This is a genomic window from Bradyrhizobium hereditatis (assembly GCF_020329435.1).
Taxonomy (GTDB): domain Bacteria; phylum Pseudomonadota; class Alphaproteobacteria; order Rhizobiales; family Xanthobacteraceae; genus Bradyrhizobium; species Bradyrhizobium hereditatis.
Window position 1 is genome coordinate 27,958 of sequence record NZ_JAGKJK010000008.1, and the last position, 21,900, is coordinate 49,857.

The following is a 21,900-nucleotide window of genomic DNA, read 5'->3' on the forward strand; positions in this document are numbered from 1 at the left end:
TGGCCGGGCTTGACCCGGCCATCCATCTCGCTTCGCAAGACTCTCTCCCAATTGATGGATGCCCGGGTCAAGCCCGGGCATGACGAACTAGATCAAAACCCCCACCACCGCACCCATCAGGCACGTCGTCAGCGTCCCTGACACGATCGACTTCAACCCCAGCGCGTTGATCTCCTCGCGCCGCTCCGGCGCCATGGTGCCGAGGCCGCCGATCATGATGCCGAGGCTGGCGAAGTTGGCGAATCCGCACATCGCATAGAGCATGATCAGCCGCGAGCGCGGGTCGAGCGCATCCGTCCCGAGCTTTGACAGCTCGAGATAGGCGATCAACTCGTTGAGCACGGTCTTGGTCCCCATCAGGCTGCCTGCCGTGACGGCCTGCGGCCAAGGCAAGCCGATCAGCCAGCACACCGGCGCCATCAAGTAGCCGAGGAGGCGCTGCAGCGAGATTTTCGCGCCGCCGATTTCGGGCAACAGGCCGAGGATGGCGTTGGCGAGATAGACCAGCGCCACCAATACCAAAAGCATTGCGACGATGTTGAGAAGCAGCTCAAGTCCCGCGGTGGTGCCCTTGACGATCGCGTCCATGGTCGAGGACGTCTGCATGTCAGGATCTTCCAATGATCCGCCGGTGCGCTTGTCTGATGTCTCCGGCACCATGATCAGGCTGATCAGGATCGCTGCCGGCGCGCCGAGCACGGATGCAATGACAAAATGCGCGGCTGCGTCGGGGATCAGCGGCGCGAGGAAAGTGGCGTAGAGCACCAGAACGGTACCCGCGATGCCGGCCATGCCGCCGGTCATCACCAGGAACAATTCGCTGCGCGTGAGCTGCGCCAGATAAGGGCGGATGAACAGCGGTGCCTCGACCATGCCGAGAAAGATATTGGCCGCGGCCGACAGCCCGACCGCACCGCCGACGCCGAGCGTGCGCTCCAAGAGCCATGCCATGCCGCGCACGATTGGCGGCAGCACGCGCCAGTAGAACAGCAGCGTCGTCAGGACGCTCATGACAAGCACGATCGGCAGCGCCTGGAACGCCAGCACGAAATCCGCGCCCGGCGTCTTGAGATCGAAGGGCGGCGCGCCACCGCCGACATAGCCGAACACGAAGGAGGTGCCGGCACGCGTAGCCGCCGAGATGGTGTTGACCGCATCGTTGATGGCGCCGAACGCCTTTGCGATCGGCGGCAGCTTGAGCAGCGCAAGGGCCGTGACGATGGTGACGGCGAGGCCAATCGCCGCCTGGCGCAACGAAACCGCGCGGCGGTTTTCGCTGATCGCCCACGCGATTGCCAGCAACGCCAGCACGCCAAACGCCGATTGCAGTTGCAGCATAGGTCCCCCGAAACCCCGGGCCGGGATTATGCCTGCGCCGCGGAATTGTGAAAACCCAGCTCGTGTCCCGGACGCGGTGCAGCGCCTCTTGGGCGGTGCACCGCAGAGCCGGGACCCATCTCGCCACACGGAAACAGGTCCCGGCTCAGCAGCGCAGCACTTCGTGCCGCTGCGTCCGGGACACGATTCCCATCCGACCCCGACCATTGACAATGGCCTTGGTGTCAGCCACCCGTCTCGACCATGTCCTCGACGCTACCGGTCGGCGCCCGCGATCTGCTGAGGCGCGGGCCGTTCCTGTATTTCCTGCTGTCGCGCAGCCTCTCGCGCTTCTCCAGCCAGATCGCCGCGGTCGCGATCGGCTGGCAGATCTACGACATCACCGGCAGCGCCTTCGATCTCGGCATGGTTGGGCTGGTGCAATTCCTGCCTACCGCGCTCCTGGTTTTCGTAGCCGGCCATGCGGCCGACCGGTTTGAGCGCAAACGCGTCGTGCAACTTTGCCAGATCGCGGAAGCAGCGACCGCGCTGTTCCTGGCGGTCTCGACCTTTGCCGGCTGGCTCAACGAGGTGCAGATCTTCGTCGCGACCTTCGTGATCGGGATCGCCGGTGCTTTCGAGAGCCCGGCGACCGCGGCGCTATTGCCGCTGATCGCCCCAAAGGGCTCGCTGCAGCGGGCGACCGCGATTTCCTCCGGCGCCGCGCAGGTCGCGACCATCACCGGCCCCGCGCTTGGCGGTCTCGCTTATGTCGTCGCGCCGAGCCTGCCTTACCTCATCATCGTCGTCTTCTGGCTGGCGGGCGCGGTCCTGACCGGCTTCATCCGCACGGAACGGCAGGAGCTTCCGAAAGCAGATCCGACCGCCGATGATGTGTATGCCGGCGTTCGTTTCATCCGCAACAACCCGGCGATTCTCGGCACCATCTCGCTCGACCTGTTCGCCGTGCTGCTCGGCGGCGTCACGGCGCTATTGCCGATCTATGCACGCGATATTCTGCAGAGCGGGCCGCTCGGGCTCGGCATCCTGCGCGCCGCGCCGGCGGTCGGCGCGCTCCTGATGACGGCCTATCTCGCGCGCCACACCATCAATCGCCATGTGGGCTTGCGGATGTTCCAGGCGGTGATCGTCTTTGGCGCGGCGACGGTGGTGTTTGCGCTGTCGCAATGGATGTGGCTGTCGGTGCTGGCGCTGGCGACGCTCGGCGCCGCCGACACGATCAGCGTGGTGATCCGCTTCTCGCTGGTGCAGCTCTCGACACCCGATGAGATGCGTGGCCGGGTCGGCGCGGTGAATTTCCTTTTCATCAATGCCAGCAACCAGCTTGGCCAGTTCGAAAGCGGCATTACGGCGGCGCTATTCGGCACGGTGCCGGCCGCCGTCATCGGCGGCATCGGCACCATTGCGGTCGCGCTGCTATGGATGAAGCTATTCCCAGCGCTGCGGAAGGTGGAGCGGCTGGAGTAGGGGCAGCCGGCGGCGGGATTATTTCCAGATTGCTAACGCCGAGACCCGCTTTTCCCGCTGTCATTGACCGGGGATTAAACGCGCGCCGCTATCATCCCGGCATGATCCGGATCGGACAGCGTCAGTTCGAAGTGCCGCTTTGGCTGTGGGTGGCCGTGCCGCTCGCATGGGCGATGTATGCCGCTTACGGCGCTACAATCTATCTGCGCATTGCGAACCTTCCCGACGGATACTTCCTCCTGACCATGAAGCTCTGTGCGGGAGGAGCGCTGGCGGGCTTTATCCTCTCCGACCTTGCGCGCCGATCAATCCTGCCTGGTACGATCTGATCGTCCTGGCGTTGGCGAGCTTTGCGGTATCGTCGCTGGCGATCGACTGGCTGGTGGTTGCCGTGGGGGAAGTGCCCGACGTCATCGCGGGAGTTGCGATCAGAGCGGCGATCTCGATCGGTGTAGAGTTTAAAGGCGCGCGGCTGCCGTTTGCGACGAACACTCTCGTACTGATCGGCTGTGGTCTCATCCTGGCGCTGTTGCTCACCCTTGCCAGCCGTTACCTGCTTGGCCTTCCGTGGTCGGCTGCGGATACGCGCCGGGAATTCCGGGCAAATCTGGTCGGCGCATATGTCTGGCTGACGATCGCGTTCGGCGGCTATCTTGCCATTCGCTCAGCGTATCAGTTGCCGCTCGGCCATCCCGCCAGCGCCGTGCCGCGCTGGCTGCCCGTCGCCGGTGCCTGCCTCAGTGCGATTGCGGCTCTCGCCGCGCAGCTATGGCTCGCTGATCGCGTGCGCCGCGAACGCAATCCCCGCCATAGTCTGAAAGTTGGGGCGCTGGCTTTGGCCTGTGCTTTCGCGTGGTTCTACAGCCCCGGCATATTCGGCCACACCGGCTTCAGGCTCATGAACAACCAGGTTCGTCCGGCGCTGCGCGCGCTGCACATCCTGCCTACCCCCGACATTGCTGTTGCCGGATATCGCGTCGACGTTCCCTATCACGACGTCAAAGTCTTCATAGGTCCTGCAATGCCCGACGGCGCGACGTCGTTTGTCGTGGTGCCCATGCCGGACGAGTACGGGCTAACCTCGATCAGTCGCAACCCGCAGGTCCACATCGCGCGGCGCGATATCACGCAGCGGGAGATGACAAGGTTCTTCTGGTTCGACTCTCGAAAGGAGCTCGATGAACTGCAGGCCGCACGACGTGGCGAGGACGCCGTCGTTCGAGTTCCGCTCGGCGTGATGGACGGCCTCGCGTTCCGCAGCGACGAGTATCCTCTGGTGGATGTCCGGCTGATCGGATTTGGTAAAGCGACCCCGACGGAAGCGGCGGAGCAGGCGTTGCGCCGGTTTTTGCGCGAACGCCTGCAGCGCGTGAACGGCTAGCCTCGCCCCACGAACGGCATCTTGGTCGCCATGACCGTCATGAACAGCACGTTGGCATCCAGCGGCAGGCCGGCCATGTAGGCGACGGCATCGCCGACCGCCTTTGCGTCCATGCGCGGCTCGTGCTTCATCGTGCCGTCGGGCTGCATCACGCCGGGGCCGGCGACCATGCGGTCTGTCATCGGCGTGGCGGCATTGCCGATGTCGATCTGACCGACGGCGATGTCGTACATGCGGCCATCGAGATTGGAGGACTTGGTCAGGCCGGTGATCGCGTGCTTGGTGGAGGTATAGGCCGCGGAGAATGGGCGCGGGGCGTGCGCCGAGATCGAGCCGTTGTTGATGATGCGGCCGCCGCGCGGGTTCTGGTCCTTCATGATGCGGAAGGCGTGCTGCGTGCACAGAAAGGGACCGGTGAGGTTGGTGTTCACCACCGCCTGCCACTGCTCGAGGCTGAGGTCTTCGAAATTCACCGGCGGCGCGCCCATGCCGGCATTGTTGAAGAGAACGTCGAGCCGGCCGTAAGTATCCTTCACCTTGGCGAACAGCGCCGCAATCGAATCCGGCTTGGTCATGTCGGCCGAAACGCACAGGCTCTTGCCCACATTGCCGCCGAGCTTCTGGGTCTCCTCCAGCATCTCCATGCGACGTCCGGCGAGCACCACGGTGAAGCCGGCATTCATCAGCGCCAGCGATGCCGCGCGTCCGACGCCGGTGCCGGCACCGGTTACGAGCGCGATCTTGTTTGTTGCGTCGGCCATTGTTTCCTCGCCTTCAGTTCTTTGTTTCTGTTTGGGTTTTGTAGGGTGGTCTCGGGATATTCTGATGCGCCGCGCGCAGCGCTGCCGACCAGCGCGAGCGCAGATCGTGGAAATAGGGCTCGCCCGCCTCGATGCGGTGGTTGAGATCGGCTTCGCAGGCATCCGCCCGCACCACCAGCACGTCGATCGGAAGGCCAACGCCGAGATTGGAACGCATGGTCGAATCCATCGAGATCAGGCCGGTCTTCAGCGCCTCGTAGAGCTCGACGTCGTAATGCATCGCGCGGTCCAGCACTGGCTTTCCGTATTTATGCTCGCCGATCTGCAAATACGGCGTGTCGGTGGTGCACTCGATGAAATTGCCGGCGGTGTAGACCATGAACAGCCGCATCCGCGAGCCCTTGATCTGTCCGCCGAACAGGAAGGAGACGTCGAAGGAGACGTCCTCGGATCGCAGCGCCGGGCCTTCGGTGGCATGGACCAGGCGGATGGCTCGCCCGATACGCTGCGCCGCCTGGAACATGGTCGGCGCGTTCATCAGCGTCTCGACCTCGCCGGTGTTTGGATCCTCGATGCCCTCGGTCAATGTCGAAAGCACCGACTGGCTGATCGCCAAATTGCCGGCGCTGGCAATCGCCATGATGCGCTCGCCGGGTTTTGAGAAAATATGCAGCTTGCGGAAGGTCGAGACGTTGTCGAGGCCGGCATTGGTGCGGGTATCCGCGATCATGACCAGACCGTCCCGCACTAGAATTCCGCAACAATAGGTCATTCCAAGTCCCCGAGCGCGTCCATTTTCGGCGGCCAAACTAGTAGCCAATTTCGAAGGGGCATCCAACCCCAATTCCCCGTGGCGCGCTATCCGTCGGGCGACCAAGACATCCCGAAGGCGGGCAGGCATGCAGAAATCAGCTTTGGCAAGTTCGGTTGTCGTGACGCTCCTCTTGGCCGCGCCCGTGCGCTGGCAGGTCCCTGGGAAGACCGCATGGTGGCCTACAACCGCGGCGACTACGTTCCCGCGATCCGCCTGTTCCGCCCGCTGGCCGAACAAGAAAATCCGAAGGCGCAAACCAGATTGGAACCATGTATCGCACGGGCGACATATAGAGCAATGACGGCGAAGGAGCGTCCGGCCCCTACGACTGCGACTGGCTCTGCCATTGGCTCGGCCGCCCAACCTGTTCGACCTTGACCGCGACCGTCAGCGTCTCGTTGCCGCCGCCATAACGGGTGCCACGCACAGGAGCTGCGCCGAGGTAATCGAGCCCGATGGCGACGCGGGCGTGTGCATCCGTGGTGCAGATGCCGTTGGCGGCGTCGAAGCCGACCCAGCCGAGGTCAGGCACATGCGCTTCTGCCCAGGCGTGTCCCGCCTGCTGATGAACGGTGCCGTCGGCGCGTAGCAGGTGGCCGGAAACGAACCGCGCCGGCACGCCGCCGGAACGGGCGCAGGCGATGAAGATGTGCGCATAGTCCTGGCAGACGCCGCGCTTGAGCCCGAACGCTTCCGCGGCCGACGTGCCCGAATGGGTCGGGTCCTCGTCGAACGTCATGTGCTCGTTGATCTGCACCATGAGCGCGTGCAGGAAGCCGAGCACGTCGCCGTCGGATTCCGCGCGCAGCTCGCGGACAAACGTCGCCATCGCCGGATTGACCGAGGTCAGCGCGGTCTGGCGCAGGAACAGGCTAGCCGGAAAGCGCTCGTCGGTGCCGCGCAGCACGCCTTCGGTGTCGTGGGTCTCGAGCAGGCCCTCGACATGGATACTGAGATCGGAGATGGGCCCATGGGTGAGCACATGGGTGACATTGCCGAAGGCATCCTGGTGCATGTCGAGCCGGGAATCGGTCGAGACGTCGATCTGCCATTCGGCGACATATTGCCCGTCATGGCTGCCGGGCGTCATGCGCAGGATCTGGATCACGCCCGAGGCGGCAGGCTCATAGCGATAGGTCGTGGTGTGGGCAATTCGCAGGCGCATTGGGCGTCTCTTCTTTCGCACGTCATTCCGGGGCGATGCGAAGCATCGAACTATGGTGCGCAATTGCGCACCTGAGAATCTCGAGATTCCGGGTTCGGCTCTGCGAGCCGCCCCGGAATGACGGTGGTTGGTTAAATCAAATACTGCCTGGTGATGATCTCACCCAGCCGCGAATTGTCGGCGATGAATTCCTGGATGAATTCGTGAACGCCGTGCTGGAAGATATCGTCCATATGGCTGTGTTCAAGCCGGTTGCGCACCCCGCGGGCATGGCGCTGGGCCGGGCCCTGGCGGCCATAGGCGACGCCGATCTGGTCGAGATTGCGCACGAGGTTGCTGTAGCAGCTCGCCAGCGACCGCGGCAGCGTGTCGTTGAGGATCAGGAGATCGGCGATCAGCCACGGCTTCAGTGTCTCGCGATAGACCCAGTGATAGGCCGTGAGTGCGGACACCGAACGCAGGATCGAGGTCCACTGGTAGTAATCGAGAGGACCGCCGACGTGCTCCTCTTCGGGCAGCAGCACGTGGTATTTCACGTCGAGTATGCGCGCGGTGTTGTCGGCGCGCTCCAGATGCACCCCAAGCCGCGAGAACCAGTAGGCGTCATTGCGCAGCATGGTGCGGTAGGCCGAGCCGTCGAAGCGTAGCGAGGTCTCCTGGACGAAGCGCAGGAACCGCGCCAGCTCTTCGCGGCTCGACGTGCCCTTGCCCCAGACCTCCTGCAGTTCGAGCCAGGCCGAGTTGATGGTGTCCCACATCTCCGATGTCAGGGCGGTGCGGACCGAGCGCGAATTCAGCCGCGCCGCCTCGATGCAGTTCTTGATCGAAGAGGGGTTGGATGGGGAGAACGCCAGATACTCGACGACGTTCTGCTCGTTGGCTTCCAGATACGCTTCGTAGAAGCTCGCGCTGACGCCGGCGGTCAGCAGCGCCGACTCCCACTCATTGGTCTTGCCGATGTAAGCGGCGGGCAGCGCGGTAACCCGCAAGGTCGCGTCGATGGTGCGCGCGATATATTCGGCGCGCTCGACATAGCGAGCCAGCCAGTACAGGTTTTCGGCGGTGCGCGACAGCATGAAGGGGATTCGCTCTCTATTCGTCCAGTATCCAGGTGTCCTTGGTGCCGCCGCCCTGGCTGGAGTTGACCACCAGCGAGCCTTCCTTCAGCGCCACCCGCGTCAGCCCGCCCGGCACGATAGTGACGTGCTTGCTGCCGGTCAGCACGAACGGACGCAAGTCGACATGGCGCGGCGCAAGGCCGGAGGCGGTGCAGGTCGGGCAAGTCGAGAGCGCCAACGTCGGCTGGGCAATAAAACCTTCCGGCTCGCGTTTGAGCTTGTCGCGGAACGCCTCGATCGTGGCCTTGGTCGCGGCCGGGCCGATCAGCATGCCGTAGCCGCCGGAGCCGTGGACTTCCTTGACGACCAGTTCGCTCAAATTGTCGAGCACATAGGCGAGGTCCTTCGGCTCGCGGCAGCGCCAGGTCGGCACGTTCTTCAGGATCGGCTCCTCGCCGAGATAGAATTTCACGATCTCCGGCATGTAGGAGTAGATTGCCTTGTCGTCGGCAATGCCGGTGCCGACCGCGTTCGCGAGCGTGATATTGCCGGCGGCATACGCCGACATCAGCCCAGGCACGCCGAGCGCAGAATCCGGCCGGAAGGTCAGCGGATCAAGGAAATCGTCATCGACGCGGCGGTAGATGACGTCAACGCGCTTCAGCCCTTCAGTGGTGCGCATGAACACCTCGTCGCTCTTGACGATGAGGTCGCGGCCCTCGACGAGCTCGATGCCGAGCTTGTCGGCGAGGAAGGAGTGTTCGTAATAGGCGGAGTTGTAGACGCCGGGCGTCATCAGCGCGACGGTCGGCTCCGCCGAGGCGGAAAGCGGCGCCACCGAGCGCAGTGCGGCGAGCAGCTCGTCGGGATAGCGCTCGACTGGCGCCACGCGGTGGCGGGCGAACAGGTCGGGAAACAGCCGCATCATGATTTCGCGGTTTTCCAGCATGTAGGACACGCCCGAAGGGGTCCGTGCGTTGTCCTCCAGCACGATGAAATTCTCGGCGTCGACCCTGACGATATCGATGCCGGCGATGTGCACATAGACGTCGTGCGGCACGCTCTGGCCGTTCATCTCGGGACGGAAGACCGGGTTCTGGAAGATCAAGTCGTCGGGAATGATGTTGGCGCGCAGGATGTCACGGCCGTGATAGATGTCGCGCAGAAACATGTTGAGCGCGCGGACCCGCTGCTTCAGGCCCTTTTCCAGCACCGTCCATTCCTTGCCCGACATGATCCGCGGAATCACATCGAAGGGGATCAACCGTTCCTGCGCTTCGGCGTCGCCATAGACGGCAAAGGTGATGCCGATCCGGCGGAACAGGAGTTCCGCCTCCTGGCGGCGATATTCCAGGGCTTCCGGAGGCGTCTCCTTCAGCCAGCGGGAGAGCTCTTGATAGGCCGGACGGAGGTCACCGCCGGGCCCGTTCATTTCATCAAAGGCAACTGCCATAAATCCTGACTATCTCTCGAAGCCATGCGGCACAGTGCATGACTTCACGGGATGGTAGCAAGGCTCGGGCCAGCGCGATATGCATTGGCTTGCGGCATTTCGTGTGGGTGGCCGGCCGCGCTGCCCTAAAAAAGGGCTGCCGGGTGCTTATTTCGGCAGCAAACCCCGGTGACTTCAATGCGTTGCTTGCGCAAAGTACCGGGACAGGTGGGGAGAAGTCATGAGCGAGATCGTCACGGCGGGTATTCTGGTCATTGGCGACGAGATTCTGTCCGGCCGGACCAAGGACAAGAACATCGGCTTCATTGCCGAATACCTGACCAATATCGGGATTGACCTCAGGGAAGTCCGCATCGTCGCCGACGACGAGAGCGACATCGTCGACGCCCTTAATGCACTGCGGAATCGCTACACTTATGTCTTTACCACCGGCGGCATCGGCCCGACCCACGACGACATCACTGCCGACAGCGTCGCCAAGGCGTTCGGCGTCGGCATCGACCATCACCCGGAGGTCGTTGCGCGCTTCCGCGAGCGCTGGAGTGAGCAGGATCTGAACGAGGCGCGGCTGCGTATGGCCCGTGTGCCCGACGGCGCCGAGCTGATCCAGAGCGCCACCATCCTGGCCCCCGGCTTCAAGCTCGGCAACGTCATCGTGATGGCGGGCATTCCCTCGATCATGCAGGCGATGATGGATATCGTCGCGCCGAAGCTGAAGTCGGGCGTGCGGATGCTCTCGGACTCGGTAACGGCCAATGCGCGGGAGGGCGATATCGGCGGGCCGTTGCGGGAGATCGCCAACGCCCATCCCGACACCATCATCGGCAGCTATCCTTTCATGGACGAGGACAAGAAGCCGAACACCAGCCTTGTCGTGCGCTCCCGCGATCCCGAAAAGCTCAACGCCGCGATGGCCGCGGTGAAGGAGATGCTAGCGGGATTGAACGTGTCGCGGTAGGGGCGCGAGCGATCCGGTTTTAAGAATTACGGAGAACAAGAGTGACACATCGTTCTGGAGCGCGCTCGTGACGGCGCCGCTGGAGAAGGCCTTTCCGGTCTCCTGGGACCAGTTTCACCGGGATTGCCGCGCGCTGACCTGGCGGCTCAACGAAGTCGGGCCATTTCACGCCATCATCGCGATCACCCGGGGCGGACTGGTGCCGGCGGCGATCGTCGCGCGTGAACTCGGCATTCGCGTCATCGATACCGTCTGCATTGCGAGCTACGACCACACCAGGCAAGGCGATCTCAAGGCGCTCAAGGGCGTATCGGCCGACGTGGCAAAACTCGGCGGCGGCACAGGGAAAGGGCTGTTGATCGTCGATGACCTCGTCGACACCGGCAAGACCGGGCGCCTGGTGCGCGCGATGATGCCGGACGCGCATTTCGCCGCCGTGTACGCCAAGCCGCAGGGCAAGCCGCTGGTCGACACCTTCATCACCGAAGTATCGCAGGACACCTGGATCCATTTTCCCTGGGATACCGCGCTGTCGTTCCAGCCGCCGATCCGGCCGTGACTGTTCACCTCTCCCCGCGTGCGGGGAGAGGTCGGATTGCATCGGAGATGCAATCCGGGTGAGGGGGACTCTCCGCGAGTCCGTCTCTCACCGGGTTTGCGGAGGCTCCCCTCACCCCGACCCTCTCCCCGTGAAGGACGGGGAGAGGGAGAGGAAAGAACCATGTCTCTCCAAAACCGCGTCACGCCCACCGGCGACATCATCGCCACCACACATCGCGGCCTGTTCACCGGCAACCGCGGCATCATTCATGATCCCGCGACCAAGGCCTTGCTGAAAAAGCGCTGGTCGAGCCCGGCCTGGATTACATGCCTGTGCGAGTTCAGGGGCTGGCGGCGGCCGGTGATGGGCCGGCGGAGCTGGACCGAGCTGTTCTTTTTCGACGAAGCCACCGCCTTCGCCGCCGGCCATCGCCCATGCTTCTTCTGCCGCCGCGACGACGCCAACCGTTTTCGTAGCTGCTGGGAAAAGGGCAATGGCGTTGCGGACATTCGCGCGCGGGAGATGGATGCCGTGCTGCATCGGGAGCGGCTGGCGGGCAGCAAGAAGCGGTTGCACGCGTTGCCGATGCCATTGGCGCAATTGCCTGACGGCGCGATGGTGCAGCGGGGCGAGGCGAGTTTCCTGATCGTGCAGGGCAGGGCGCTGCAATGGTCAATGGCGGGTTACAGCGAGGCGGTCGACGCACTCGATGACGCATTACTGTTGACGCCGCCGTCAACGCTGCGTGCGCTGGGCGCTGGGTATCGCCCTGTGCTGCATCCGAGCGCACGGTACGTTCCCTCCCGCCTTGCGGTGGAGGGCTAGGGAGAGGGGTAAGTCGCGACGGCGGTGTGCGTGGCTTACCCCTCTCTCCAACTCTCCCCTGCAAGGGGGGAGAGGGCTCAGTGTGTCGTGTGTTGATCAGCGCGGATCAAAACTCCTATCCCAATCTCTCCCTCGCCAGCCTCGCGCCGGCACCCAGCGCCATCAGCTTGGCTTCCGCAATATCCCGCCGCATCGGCGCCATGCCGCAATTGGTCGTCGCAACGATATTGCTCAGCGGCACGAATTTCGCGACCTGCTCGATCACCTTCACGACGTCCTCGGCCGTCTCGACCGTATCGCTGGCGACGTCAATCACGCCGGCCTGCACGACCTTGCCGGGAAGCAGCGCCAATAGATCCAGCGGCACTTTTGAATTTCGGCACTCGATCGCCACCTGCTGGATCGAGCTTTTCGCGATCGCCGGAAAGATATCCTCATATTGCCGCCACTCGCTGCCGAGCGTCTGCTTCCAGTCGGTGTTGGCCTTGATGCCGTAGCCGTAGCAGATGTGGACGGCGGTGGTGCAGGTCAGTCCCTCGGCGGCGCGCTCCAGTGCCTTGATGCCCCAGTCGGAGACCTCGTCCATGAAGACGTTGAAGGCCGGCTCGTCGAACTGGATCACGTCGACGCCATCGGCCTGCAGCGCCTTGGCCTCGGCATTGAGCAGTTCGGCAAAGGCGAACGCCATCTTGACCTTGTCGCCGTAATATTTGTCCGCGACGGTATCGGCGATGGTCATCGGACCGGGCAGGGTGAATTTCAGCTTATTCTTAGTGTGGGTACGCGCAACGCGGGCCTCGTCGGCATGGACGCGGCCCTTCAGCGTCAGCGGCGCTATCACCTGCGGCACCATCGCCTTGTAGCGGTCGTTGCGGATGCCCATCTCGACCTTGTGGGCGAAATCGATGCCCTCGACCTTCTCCAGAAAGCCGTGGACGAAATGCTGGCGGGCCTGCTCGCCCTCGGTGACGATGTCGATGCCGGCATCCTCTTGCAGCTTCACGGCCAGCATGGTGGCATCGCGCTTGGCGCGGGCCAGCTCGTCGCCCTTTGATTTCCAGGGCGCCCACAACATGTTGGGCTCGGCCAGCCATTCCGGCTTCGGCAGCGACCCTGCGATCGTGGTTGGAAACAGCATGGGAGCCTCCCGGTCGGTTCGGATTGAGCGCCTGTCTGCCATGTCTTATGCTGCAGGTACAGAACAACAATAGTCGTTGGGACCGGAGCAGTTCAGGCCGGAATTTCTGCGATCAGCCCGAATAACCGGATTCCGGCCATTGTCGGCCATGACCGCGGCGAGGTCAGGGGGTACAGGAGCAACCGCATTCGCGACTCGTTCAGAGAGCCCCTCTCCCATAGGCAATGGGGAGACGGAGAAGAATGCAACAGAAAAGGAAACAGCCATGCTCGAATTCTTCTTCGATTGCTCCAGTCCTTGGACCTATCTCGCCTTTCACAACATCCAGCCGCTCGCCAAGGAGTTGGGCGTCGAGATCACATGGCGACCGATTCTGGTCGGCGGCATCTTCAATACCGTGAACCCCAGCGTCTATGCCGCGCGCGAGACGCCGGTGCCGCTGAAGGCGCGTTACATGAAGAAGGACCTCGCCGACTGGGCGCGCTCGGCGGGCCTTGCGATCAAGATGCCGCCGACGGTGTTTCCCGTGAACAGCGTCAAGGCGATGCGCGGCTGCATCTGGCTTGGCAAGGATATGGTGCCGTTTGCGCGCGCGGTATTCGAGGCGTACTGGGGCGACGACAAGGACATCTCGCAGGATTCGGTATTGACCGAGATCTGCAAGAAGGTCGGCATCGATCACGTCAAATTCTTCGACGGCATCGGCCAGCAGGCGATCAAGGACCAGCTCAAGGCCAACACCGACGAGGTGATGGCGCGCGGCGGCTTCGGTTCGCCGACGATCTTCGTCGACAAGACCGACATGTATTTCGGCAACGACCGTATGCCGCTGATCCGCGAGGCGCTGGAGCGCGTCAAAGCGCGGGCCGCCTGATGCCGAGAGCCGTCGTCTGCCGCGAGCTCGGCCCGCCCGAGAACCTGCGCCTGGAAACATTTGCTTCCAGGCCGCTGGTGCCGGGCCAGGTGCGCGTCGCCATCCGCGCCGCCGGGTTGAATTTCCCTGATGTGCTGATGGCGGCCGGCGAGTATCAGCTCAAGCCGCCGCTGCCGTTCACGCCGGGCATGGAAGCCGCCGGCGACATCGTCGAGGTCAACGCGGCAGAAGGCGTGGCGGTGGGGGACCGCGTGATCGTCAAGATGCGGCACGGCGCCTATTGCGATGAAGCCGTTGCAACGCCATCGCAGCTCGTGAAGCTGCCGTCGACATTCGATTATGCCGAAGGCGCGACATTCCTGGCTGGCCATGGCACCGCCTATCACGCGCTGATCGACCGCGGGCAGCTCAAAGCCGGCGAGGTGCTGCTGGTGCATGGCGCGGGCGGGGGTGTCGGGCTTGCCGCCGTCGAGATCGGCAAGATGCTGGGCGCGACAGTGATTGCGACCGCATCAAGCGACGAGAAGCTTGCGATCGCGAAAGCAAGAGGCGCCGATCATCTCATCCGCTACGACCGCGAGCCGTTTCGCGACGCCGTCAAGCGCATCACCGACGGAGAGGGCGCGGATGTGGTGTTCGATCCCGTCGGCGGCGAAGTCTTCGAGAACTCGATGCGCTGCATCAACTGGGGCGCGCGGCTCCTGATCATCGGGTTCACTGGCGGTATCGGACTCGCCAAAACCAATCTTCTGATGATCAAGGGTGCCAGCGTGCTCGGAGTGCGCGCCGGTGAAGCGGTGCGGAGAAATCCCGCGCTCGGTGAAGTCAGGATCAAGGCGCTGACGGAATGGGCGGAAGCCGGAAAGGTTCGCCCCAACGTCTCGCACCGCCTGCCGCTGGAAGATTACGCGAAGGCGATGCGGCTACTCATCGATCGCAAGGCGATCGGGCGGGTGGCGTTGGTGATGGGGTGAGTGAACTTCATTCGGTCGTGCCCCGCGAAGGCGGGGCATCCAGTACGCCGCGGCCTTTCGGCTCAATCACTAGCGTCTCGGAGTACTGGGTCACCCGCCTTCGCGGGTGACGACAGCCTCAGGTCGCGGGCAATCTCTACTCATATTCCCGCTCTTGCCACCACGGGAAATAATCGGGCATGTCGCTCGACACCTTGTTCTTGAACTGCGCCGGGCGCTTTTCCAGGAACGATACCACGCCTTCCTTCACGTCCTCCGAGCGGCCGCGGGCGTAGATGCCGCGGCTGTCGACCTTGTGGGCTTCCATCGGATCGTCCGCGCCCAGCATCCGCCACATCATCTGCCGGATCAGCGCGACCGAGACCGGCGCCGTCTTGGTGGCGAATTCCTTGGCGAGGGCGCGGGCGGTCGGCAGCAATTCGTCCGGCGGCACCACTTTGCTGACCAGACGGCCCGCGAGCGCTTCCTGCGCCGGGAAGACGCGGCCCGAATAGCACCATTCCAGCGCCTGCGAGATGCCGACAATGCGCGGCAGGAACCAGCTCGAGGCGGCCTCCGGCACGATGCCGCGCTGGGAGAACACGAAGCCGAAGCGCGCGGCGTCGGAGGCGATGCGGATATCCATCGCAAGCTGCATGGTGACGCCGATGCCGACGGCGGGTCCGTTCACCGCTGCGATCACGGGCTTGAGGCATTTGAAGATGCGCAGCGTCACCTGCCCGCCGCCATCGCGCACCTGGGGATCGCTGTAGTCGACCGCGCCGCTCGCGAGCCGCTTGACCGGCCCGCGCCGCGCATCGCGGTCAAACGTGTTGGCACCCGAAGAAAGGTCAGCGCCGGCGCAGAAGCCGCGGCCTGCACCTGTCACGATGATGGCGCGGACGTTGTCATCCTTGTCGGCCGCGTCGAAGGCGTCGATCAGCTCCTGCTGCATGGTGCCGTTGAAGGCGTTGAGCTTGTCGGGGCGGTTCAGTGTGATGGTCAGAATCTGATCGTCGACCTCGTACTTGATGGTCTCGTAGGCCATTGGGGTGTTCCTTCCTGTGATGCTTGTTGTTTGTCGTTCGTCATTGCCGGGCTTGACCCGGAAATCCATCCTCTTGAAAGAGATGGATGCGTGGGTCAGGCCCGCGCATGACGATCTTGTATGCCTTACGCTTACTTCTTCGGCGGCGTCGGCCACGGCCGCTGCGGACCGCGCAGGCCTTCGAACGCCTTGGCCATGCCGAGCACGCCGAGATCGTCGAAGCGGCGGCCGATGATCTGCACGCCAATCGGGAAACCGTTCTTGTCGTAGCCGCCATTGATCGAAAGGGCCGGGTTTTCCGACATATTCCACGGCACGGTATAGCAGATGTGCTCGAACGGCTTGTCGGGATCGTTGATTGGCGAAGCAAACTCCGCAGGGAAGCTCACGACCGGCGACACCGGAGAAATCACGTAATCGAGCTCGAAGAACAGTTTTGCCGCGGCTGCGCGGATCGCCATCGTGGCGTTGAAGCCTCTGATGACGTCGACACCGGAAAGCCGTGCGCCGGCCTCCGCCCATTTCTGGATATAGGGTAGCGCCTTGGCGCGCTCCTCGGGAGATAGCTTCGAAAGATCGTCCCACATCCGGGCGCGCCAGAAATTATCGAGCCCGTCGAGCATCTCGCGCGTCAGGATGCCGTCGACTTCAGTCACGACGGCGCCGGCGGATTCAAACGCTTTGGCTGCCTCGACGACGACGCTTCGTACCTCGCTTTCCAGCGCTTGTCCGGTGCCGGCATCGAGCATCAGGCCGATGCGCATCTTACGTGGCGACTTGTCGTGTGTCTTCCAGTGAATGCTATCGTCCGCCGGCAGGCTCATGCCGTCGCGGCGATCCGGCTTCGACAGCACGCACATCATCAGCGCCGCATCGTCGACGGTGCGGGTCATGGGACCCGCGACGCGGCCGACATAGGGCGGATCGATCGGCACGCGCCCCAGACTCGGCTTCAGCGCGACGAGACCGCACCAACAGGCCGGCAGCCGCACCGAGCCGCCGATATCTGTGCCGAGATGCAGGGGGCCGTAACCGGCCGCACCTGCCGCGCCTGCGCCCGACGAGGACCCTCCGGGATTCTTGCTGAGGTCCCAGGGATTACGGGTGAGGGGATGGAAGCTGGAGAGACCCGACGACAGCATGCCGTAGTCCGGCATCGTCGTCTTGGAGAAGATGATCGCGCCGGATTCGCGCTGGCGCGCGGCGGGCGGCGCATCCTTCTCGGCCGGCACCTGCCTCACACTAGCGGCGCCGAGCGGGATCGGCTGGCCCTTGGTGGCGATGTTGTCCTTGATGGTAACCGGCACGCCGTCGAGCGCGCCCGCCGGCTCGCCCCGCTGATAGCGCTCGGTCGAGGCCTTCGCGGCAGCGCGTGCGCCGTCGGGATCGAAGAGATAGAGCGCCTTGATGTGCGGCTCCCACGCCGCGACATGCTCGATCACTTCCTCCAGCACTTCCGAGGGCGAGAACTGCTTGGCGCGATAGCCCGCGATCAGGTCAGTCGCGGACAGGTCATGCAGCGAGGTGATCTCTTCTTCGGCGCCTGGTTTATGCATGCGAACCTACCGGCAAACGGGTTTCGATGATGCGGGCGAACATGCTGGCGCCGATCGGCAGGATCTTATCGTCGAGGACGTAGCCAGGATTGTGCACCGGCACCGAGCCGTCATGGCCGATCCAGAAATAGGCGCCGGGCACCTCCTGCATCATATCGGCAAAGTCCTCGCTGCCCATCTTCGGCGCTGCGCGCGTAAACACATTGGTGGGATCGACCACGGTCTTGGCCACGGCTTCAACCACCCTGGACTGTTCTTCCTGGTTGATGAGGACGCTGAAGGTGTCGCGGATATCGGCGGTTATTTCGCACTCGAACGTCGCGGCAACTCCGGCGCAGATCGCGCGCATGCGGTCGCGGATCAGCGCCCGCACGCCGTCGTCGAAGGCGCGCACCGTGCCGCCGAGCCTGGCGTCGCCGGGGATCACGTTGTTCGCGGAGCCGGCATGGATCTGCGTGACCGACAGCACCGCCGCCTTCAACGGATCGACATTGCGGCTGACGATAGTCTGCAGCGCCTGCGCCAGCGTGGTCGCGATCACGACCGCATCCTTGGAGCGCTCCGGCATCGCGCCATGCGCGCCATAGCCCTGGATCGTGATGTCGAAGAAGTCGGCGCCGGCCATCGCCGGGCCCGGCAGGATCGCGATCTCGCCGTGATTGAGATCTGGCGCGTTGTGCAGGCCGTAGACCTCGTCGCAGGGGAATTTCTGGAATAGGCCGTCCTTGATCATGGCGCGCGCACCGCCGAGGCCTTCCTCGGCAGGCTGGAAGATGAAATGGACGGTGCCGTCGAAATTTCTGGTCTCGGCCAGATAGCGCGCGGTGCCGAGCAGCATGGTGGTGTGGCCGTCATGGCCGCAGCCGTGGAAGCGGCCGGGGATGGTCGAGCGCCATTTCAGGTTGGTATTCTCCTCCATCGGCAGCGCGTCCATGTCGGCGCGCAGGCCGATGCGCTTGCCGCCGCTGCCCTTGCCCTTGAGCACGCCAATTACGCCGGTGCCGCCGAGGCCGCGATGCACCTCGATGCCCCATCCCTTGAGCTTCTCGGCGACGATGCCGGAAGTGCGCACTTCCTCGAAACCGATCTCGGGATGGGCATGCAGATCGCGTCTGATGGCGGTGAGTTCCTCGGCGTAGCCGTCGATGCGTTCGAGAGTGGGCATGTCTGTTATCCCGTGACTGTTAAGCGTGATGGGGCGGATGGGGTGAACGCGGGGCCGTTCGGCTTGATGCGGATGCCCGGACGCAGCCGCGTCCAGGGTAGATCAGCCGTATCGGCCGGCATCGCACCGGGCGCGGCGCAGATCAGAATCTTTTCGGCGATCGGTTCGAAATCGGCGCGGAAGTGCACCGAGCTCTTGTTGACCAGGATTTTCTGCTCGGTCGGCTCGATGCCGACATAACGGTACATCGACTGATCCGCGAGCTGCGCCTTGTAGGAGGCGACGACGACTCTGATATCACCGATCCGCAGGCATGCCGACGGTCCCATGTCCATGTCGCGGCCGCCATAATAGGGACCGGGCGCCACGAACTTTCCGTCGGACAGTTTTTCGATGACGAATGTTTCCTTGTAAGGCGAGTCTCCGGGAATGCCGGACTTGCCGCCGAGCGACAGCGTCGCGGTGGCGCCGACGCCGGCCGCATGCGCGGCTCTCGCCGAGGCCGGATCATAGATCACGCCGGTGGCGCCGGATGCCTTGTTGCGCACCAGCGCGCGCAGCATGCCGGTGGTGTCGGAATCGCCGCCCGCGCCGGGATTGTCCTGGGTGTCGGCGATGATGATCGGCCGGGTCGCCGATTTTGCCAGCTCCATGGCGAGGCGCACGCCTTCATCGGGCGAATAGATGCGGCCGTCGAAATCGTTCTCATGGCTCTCGACGAGGGCGGCGATCTTGTCGGCTGCCGCATCGGCCTCGGCCTGCGTCCGGCCATAGGCGAACACGCTCGGGCCGCAATGCGCAAAATCAGCGGCCGGGAAGCCCGGAGCGAACGACAGCGTCGGCACCGCGTCGCTTTCGAGCGCGGCGAGCTTTTCGTAGATGCTCTTGGTCGGCTGGTCATTGGTGCATTGCCAGCTTATCGGGATCAGGAACGGCAATTGCCGGAACGCTCTTGCAAAACGCGTCTTCGACTTCAGGAGCAGCGCAAGGTGTCTGGCGCAGGCGCGGCCGGTGCCGGCCATGTCGACATGAGGATAGGTGCGGTAGGCGATCAGTGCATCGGCATGCCCGATCATTTCGGGCGAGACGTTGGCGTGGAGATCGAGGCTCGCGACCAGCGGCAGGTCGTTGCCGATCACCTTGCGCACGCGGGCAAGGATTTCGCCTTCGCCATCGTCGTGCTGTTCGGTGACCATGGCGCCGTGCAGATCGAGATAGACGGCATCGATCGGCCCGGCATTGGCGATGCCGTCGACCATTTCTTTCATCACGCGTTCGAACGCATCCGTCGTGACATGCGCCGAGGGACTGGCGGCCGCGGAGATCGTCGGGACCAGCTCCCAGCCATTGGCTTCGGCCACCTCGACGAAACCGGCGAGGCCAACATTGATCTTGCGCATGACCTTGAGCACGTCAGCGCCGTGCGCCATTGCCGGCCAGCCGCCACCGTGAATGAAATCCTGGTAGGTCGCCTTGGTCGGCGCGAAAGTATTGGTCTCGTGCAAGAAGCCGCCGACGGCGATGCGGGTCATTTTACCTCAGCCACTGTTCTTGGTTTGGGGGACGTTAAGCGGGACATCGTGGCAAGCGCAAGCCGGAGAGCAATTCCGTTTTGCATGCCGCCCCACCGTCATTGCGAGCGGAGCGACTTGTCCGCCGTAGCTCGAAGAGCGAAGGCGGAAGCAATCCATCTCTCGGCACGACGGATAGATGGATTGCTTCGTCGCTGCGCTCGCAAGGACGCGGAGAGGCTACTCCGCCGCCACTTCGACCGCCCGGAAATTGGCAAAATCCCAGCCACGTCCCGGCGCCGCGTCAAGCAGCGCCTTGGTGTAGGCCTGCTGCGGATGAGTCAGCACCTCTGCGGCCGGTCCCTGTTCCACAATGCGGCCATGCTGCATCACGGCGACGTCGTCGCAGATCTGCGCTGCGACGCGCAGGTCATGGGTGATGAATAGTAGCGCGATGCCCAGACGCTTCTGGATTTCGTCGAGCAGTTCGAGGACCTGCGCCTGCACGGAGACGTCGAGGGCGGACACCGCCTCATCCGCAACGAGAACGTCGGGATCGAGCGCGAGCGCGCGGGCGATCGCGATGCGCTGGCGCTGGCCGCCGGAGAATTGGTGCGGGTAACGCGACACTGCGTCCGCCGGCAGGTCAACCAACTCCAGCAGTTCGCGCGCCCGGGCCAAGGCTTCGGCGCGCGGCATGCCATAATTGATCGGGCCCTCCGCAATGGTCTCGCCAATTGCGACGCGCGGATTGAGCGAGCGATAGGGGTCCTGGAAGATGATCTGGATCTTCTTGCGGTGTGGCTGCAGGAGCCGCCGCGACAAATCCGAAATCTCGCGACCGGCCAGTCGCACGCCGCCGGAAGTCGGATCGATGAGGCGGACGATGCAGCGCGCCACCGTCGACTTGCCCGATCCGCTCTCGCCGACGATGCCGAGGGTGCGGCCCTTGCGCAGGGTGAGGGTCACCTCCTTGGCAGCGGCGACTTCGCGGGTTTTTCCAAAGAAGGAACGCTCGCGATAGACTTTGCCGAGCTCGTTGGCTTCCAGCACGACCGGTTCATTGGTCTCCGCCCGCGGAGGCCGCGGCACCAGGCTCGGCACCGACGAGAGCAGGTTGCGGGTATATTCCATGTTCGGTGTGCGCAGGATGGTTTCGAGCGTGCCGGTCTCGACCAGCTTGCCATAACGCATCACGGCGACGCGGTCGGCGATCTCAGCCACCACGCCCATGTCGTGGGTGATGAACAGCACCGCGGTGCCGTGGTCGCGCTGCAGGTCGCGGATCAGAGTCAGGATCTGCTTCTGCGTGGTGACGTCGAGCGCGGTCGTCGGTTCGTCCGCGATCAGGAGTTTCGGTTCGAGCACCAGGGCCATCGCGATCATAATGCGCTGGCGCTGCCCGCCGGACAGCCGGTGCGGGTAGGAGGCGAAGATGCGCTCCACGTCGGGCAGCCGGACATGCTCCATCATTGCGAGAATCTTCTGTCGCCGCGCGCGGGCGTCGAGACTGGTGTGGACGCGCAAGACTTCGTCGATCTGGCGGCCGACCGGCACGACCGGGTTGAGCGCCGTCATCGGCTCCTGAAAGATCATCGCCATCCGCGTGGCGCGGAGTTCACGCAAGCGACGGTCGGAGGCCGCGAGCAATTCCTCGCCGACCAGCTTGACGCTGCCGCCGGTCGGGGTCAGCGCGCCTTTCTGCAGGAGTCCCATCACGGTGAGCGAGGTCACGGACTTGCCGGAGCCGCTTTCGCCGACGACGCACAGTGTCTCGCCGTCGCGGACCTGCAAGGAAACGCCGTCGATGATGCGCGGGCCGCCGGATTTTTTGCCGAGGCTGACGACGAGATTTTCGATGTCGAGAACGATGTCGGTCATTTCACTTCATTTC

General features: G+C 63.9%; 20 protein-coding genes. 8 read left to right on the forward strand and 12 right to left on the reverse strand.

All coding sequences use genetic code 11. The annotated features are described in order from the left end of the window. Positions 1 to 87: 87 nt before the first annotated feature. Positions 88 to 1,338 carry a NupC/NupG family nucleoside CNT transporter gene (locus tag J6524_RS19310; protein ID WP_225673318.1) on the reverse strand — a complete coding sequence of 417 codons (1,251 nt, stop codon included), beginning with the start codon at positions 1,336 to 1,338 and terminating at the stop codon, positions 88 to 90. Positions 1,339 to 1,581: 243 nt separating this feature from the next. Between J6524_RS19310 and J6524_RS19315 the strand changes: the two genes are divergently transcribed. The 3 genes from J6524_RS19315 to J6524_RS19325 all read left to right on the forward strand — a co-directional run bounded on the left by J6524_RS19315 (position 1,582) and on the right by J6524_RS19325 (position 4,186). Next, the gene (locus J6524_RS19315) at positions 1,582 to 2,805 is read left to right on the forward strand and encodes an MFS transporter (RefSeq protein ID WP_225673320.1); all 1,224 of its coding nucleotides are present in this window, start codon (positions 1,582 to 1,584) and stop codon (positions 2,803 to 2,805) included. Between the two features lie 101 nt (positions 2,806 to 2,906). Further along, the gene (locus J6524_RS19320) at positions 2,907 to 3,134 is read left to right on the forward strand and encodes a hypothetical protein (protein WP_225673322.1); all 228 of its coding nucleotides are present in this window, start codon (positions 2,907 to 2,909) and stop codon (positions 3,132 to 3,134) included. An 11-nt stretch (positions 3,135 to 3,145) separates the two neighbouring features. Next, positions 3,146 to 4,186, forward strand: coding sequence for a hypothetical protein (locus J6524_RS19325; RefSeq protein ID WP_225673324.1), 1,041 nt, complete (start codon positions 3,146 to 3,148; stop codon positions 4,184 to 4,186). Here J6524_RS19325 and J6524_RS19330 read toward each other — a convergent pair. The 5 genes from J6524_RS19330 to J6524_RS19350 all read right to left on the reverse strand — a co-directional run bounded on the left by J6524_RS19330 (position 4,183) and on the right by J6524_RS19350 (position 9,437). Further along, positions 4,183 to 4,947, reverse strand: a complete 765-nt coding sequence (locus tag J6524_RS19330) for an SDR family oxidoreductase (RefSeq protein ID WP_225673326.1) — start codon at positions 4,945 to 4,947, stop codon at positions 4,183 to 4,185. The two genes, J6524_RS19325 and J6524_RS19330, sit on opposite strands and share 4 nt — an antisense overlap. A gap of 13 nt (positions 4,948 to 4,960) precedes the next feature. After that, positions 4,961 to 5,719: a proteasome-type protease gene (locus J6524_RS19335; RefSeq protein ID WP_225673328.1), complete on the reverse strand. Its 759-nt coding sequence runs from the start codon at positions 5,717 to 5,719 to the stop codon at positions 4,961 to 4,963. A 364-nt stretch (positions 5,720 to 6,083) separates the two neighbouring features. Then, complete coding sequence (locus J6524_RS19340; RefSeq protein WP_225673330.1) at positions 6,084 to 6,926, reverse strand: transglutaminase family protein; 843 nt, start codon at positions 6,924 to 6,926, stop codon at positions 6,084 to 6,086. Between the two features lie 131 nt (positions 6,927 to 7,057). Next, complete coding sequence (locus J6524_RS19345) at positions 7,058 to 8,002, reverse strand: alpha-E domain-containing protein (protein WP_225673333.1); 945 nt, start codon at positions 8,000 to 8,002, stop codon at positions 7,058 to 7,060. A 16-nt stretch (positions 8,003 to 8,018) separates the two neighbouring features. Further along, positions 8,019 to 9,437, reverse strand: coding sequence for a circularly permuted type 2 ATP-grasp protein (locus tag J6524_RS19350; RefSeq protein WP_225673335.1), 1,419 nt, complete (start codon positions 9,435 to 9,437; stop codon positions 8,019 to 8,021). A 220-nt stretch (positions 9,438 to 9,657) separates the two neighbouring features. Here J6524_RS19350 and J6524_RS19355 point away from each other — a divergent pair, with 220 nt between their 5' ends. The 3 genes from J6524_RS19355 to J6524_RS19365 all read left to right on the forward strand — a co-directional run bounded on the left by J6524_RS19355 (position 9,658) and on the right by J6524_RS19365 (position 11,761). Next, positions 9,658 to 10,395 (forward strand): competence/damage-inducible protein A, encoded by a 738-nt coding sequence (locus J6524_RS19355; protein ID WP_225673336.1) that lies wholly within the window; start codon positions 9,658 to 9,660, stop codon positions 10,393 to 10,395. Positions 10,396 to 10,462: 67 nt separating this feature from the next. After that, positions 10,463 to 10,954, forward strand: a complete 492-nt coding sequence (gene gpt / locus J6524_RS19360) for a xanthine phosphoribosyltransferase (RefSeq protein ID WP_225673338.1) — start codon at positions 10,463 to 10,465, stop codon at positions 10,952 to 10,954. Between the two features lie 162 nt (positions 10,955 to 11,116). Further along, positions 11,117 to 11,761: a hypothetical protein gene (locus tag J6524_RS19365; protein WP_225673340.1), complete on the forward strand. Its 645-nt coding sequence runs from the start codon at positions 11,117 to 11,119 to the stop codon at positions 11,759 to 11,761. A 115-nt stretch (positions 11,762 to 11,876) separates the two neighbouring features. On the opposite strand, the gene J6524_RS19370 is transcribed toward J6524_RS19365, so the two are convergent. Further along, positions 11,877 to 12,899 carry a methionine synthase gene (locus J6524_RS19370; protein WP_225673342.1) on the reverse strand — a complete coding sequence of 341 codons (1,023 nt, stop codon included), beginning with the start codon at positions 12,897 to 12,899 and terminating at the stop codon, positions 11,877 to 11,879. Between the two features lie 265 nt (positions 12,900 to 13,164). On the opposite strand from J6524_RS19370, the gene J6524_RS19375 reads away from it, so the two are divergent. After that, a complete protein-coding gene (locus tag J6524_RS19375; RefSeq protein WP_225673344.1) occupies positions 13,165 to 13,773 on the forward strand; it encodes a 2-hydroxychromene-2-carboxylate isomerase in 609 nt (202 codons plus the stop codon). Continuing rightward, on the forward strand, positions 13,773 to 14,747 hold the full coding sequence (locus J6524_RS19380) for an NADPH:quinone oxidoreductase family protein (RefSeq protein WP_225673345.1): 975 nt from the start codon (positions 13,773 to 13,775) through the stop codon (positions 14,745 to 14,747). The genes J6524_RS19375 and J6524_RS19380 overlap by 1 nt, the downstream gene beginning before the upstream one ends. A 136-nt stretch (positions 14,748 to 14,883) precedes the next feature. Here J6524_RS19380 and J6524_RS19385 read toward each other — a convergent pair whose 3' ends face one another. From J6524_RS19385 to J6524_RS19405, 5 genes are all read right to left on the reverse strand, one after another. Then, positions 14,884 to 15,774 (reverse strand): crotonase/enoyl-CoA hydratase family protein, encoded by an 891-nt coding sequence (locus tag J6524_RS19385; RefSeq protein ID WP_225673347.1) that lies wholly within the window; start codon positions 15,772 to 15,774, stop codon positions 14,884 to 14,886. Positions 15,775 to 15,905: 131 nt separating this feature from the next. Beyond that, positions 15,906 to 17,330 (reverse strand): amidase, encoded by a 1,425-nt coding sequence (locus J6524_RS19390; RefSeq protein WP_225673349.1) that lies wholly within the window; start codon positions 17,328 to 17,330, stop codon positions 15,906 to 15,908. Beyond that, on the reverse strand, positions 17,323 to 18,495 hold the full coding sequence (locus J6524_RS19395) for a M20 aminoacylase family protein (RefSeq protein ID WP_225673351.1): 1,173 nt from the start codon (positions 18,493 to 18,495) through the stop codon (positions 17,323 to 17,325). Before J6524_RS19395 ends, J6524_RS19390 begins: the two co-directional genes overlap by 8 nt. Before the next feature lie 5 nt (positions 18,496 to 18,500). Continuing rightward, positions 18,501 to 20,027 (reverse strand): M81 family metallopeptidase, encoded by a 1,527-nt coding sequence (locus J6524_RS19400; protein ID WP_225673353.1) that lies wholly within the window; start codon positions 20,025 to 20,027, stop codon positions 18,501 to 18,503. A 219-nt stretch (positions 20,028 to 20,246) separates the two neighbouring features. Next, positions 20,247 to 21,887, reverse strand: coding sequence for an ABC transporter ATP-binding protein (locus J6524_RS19405; protein ID WP_225673355.1), 1,641 nt, complete (start codon positions 21,885 to 21,887; stop codon positions 20,247 to 20,249). Between the last annotated feature and the right edge of the window lie 13 nt (positions 21,888 to 21,900).

Excerpts from the sequence above, each read along its gene's own strand:
- J6524_RS19390 (WP_225673349.1), bottom strand. The coding sequence starts at position 17,330 with ATGCATAAACCAGGCGCCGAAGAAGAGATCACCTCGCTGCATGACCTG.
- J6524_RS19330 (WP_225673326.1), bottom strand. The coding sequence starts at position 4,947 with ATGGCCGACGCAACAAACAAGATCGCGCTCGTAACCGGTGCCGGCACC.
- J6524_RS19320 (WP_225673322.1), top strand. The coding sequence starts at position 2,907 with ATGATCCGGATCGGACAGCGTCAGTTCGAAGTGCCGCTTTGGCTGTGG.
- J6524_RS19380 (WP_225673345.1), top strand. The coding sequence starts at position 13,773 with ATGCCGAGAGCCGTCGTCTGCCGCGAGCTCGGCCCGCCCGAGAACCTG.
- J6524_RS19355 (WP_225673336.1), top strand. The coding sequence starts at position 9,658 with ATGAGCGAGATCGTCACGGCGGGTATTCTGGTCATTGGCGACGAGATT.
- J6524_RS19375 (WP_225673344.1), top strand. The coding sequence starts at position 13,165 with ATGCTCGAATTCTTCTTCGATTGCTCCAGTCCTTGGACCTATCTCGCC.
- J6524_RS19345 (WP_225673333.1), bottom strand. The coding sequence starts at position 8,002 with ATGCTGTCGCGCACCGCCGAAAACCTGTACTGGCTGGCTCGCTATGTC.
- J6524_RS19365 (WP_225673340.1), top strand. The coding sequence starts at position 11,117 with ATGTCTCTCCAAAACCGCGTCACGCCCACCGGCGACATCATCGCCACC.
- J6524_RS19335 (WP_225673328.1), bottom strand. The coding sequence starts at position 5,719 with ATGACCTATTGTTGCGGAATTCTAGTGCGGGACGGTCTGGTCATGATC.
- J6524_RS19350 (WP_225673335.1), bottom strand. The coding sequence starts at position 9,437 with ATGGCAGTTGCCTTTGATGAAATGAACGGGCCCGGCGGTGACCTCCGT.
- J6524_RS19395 (WP_225673351.1), bottom strand. The coding sequence starts at position 18,495 with ATGCCCACTCTCGAACGCATCGACGGCTACGCCGAGGAACTCACCGCC.
- J6524_RS19315 (WP_225673320.1), top strand. The coding sequence starts at position 1,582 with ATGTCCTCGACGCTACCGGTCGGCGCCCGCGATCTGCTGAGGCGCGGG.
- J6524_RS19400 (WP_225673353.1), bottom strand. The coding sequence starts at position 20,027 with ATGACCCGCATCGCCGTCGGCGGCTTCTTGCACGAGACCAATACTTTC.
- J6524_RS19385 (WP_225673347.1), bottom strand. The coding sequence starts at position 15,774 with ATGGCCTACGAGACCATCAAGTACGAGGTCGACGATCAGATTCTGACC.
- J6524_RS19370 (WP_225673342.1), bottom strand. The coding sequence starts at position 12,899 with ATGCTGTTTCCAACCACGATCGCAGGGTCGCTGCCGAAGCCGGAATGG.
- J6524_RS19310 (WP_225673318.1), bottom strand. The coding sequence starts at position 1,338 with ATGCTGCAACTGCAATCGGCGTTTGGCGTGCTGGCGTTGCTGGCAATC.
- J6524_RS19340 (WP_225673330.1), bottom strand. The coding sequence starts at position 6,926 with ATGCGCCTGCGAATTGCCCACACCACGACCTATCGCTATGAGCCTGCC.
- J6524_RS19405 (WP_225673355.1), bottom strand. The coding sequence starts at position 21,887 with ATGACCGACATCGTTCTCGACATCGAAAATCTCGTCGTCAGCCTCGGC.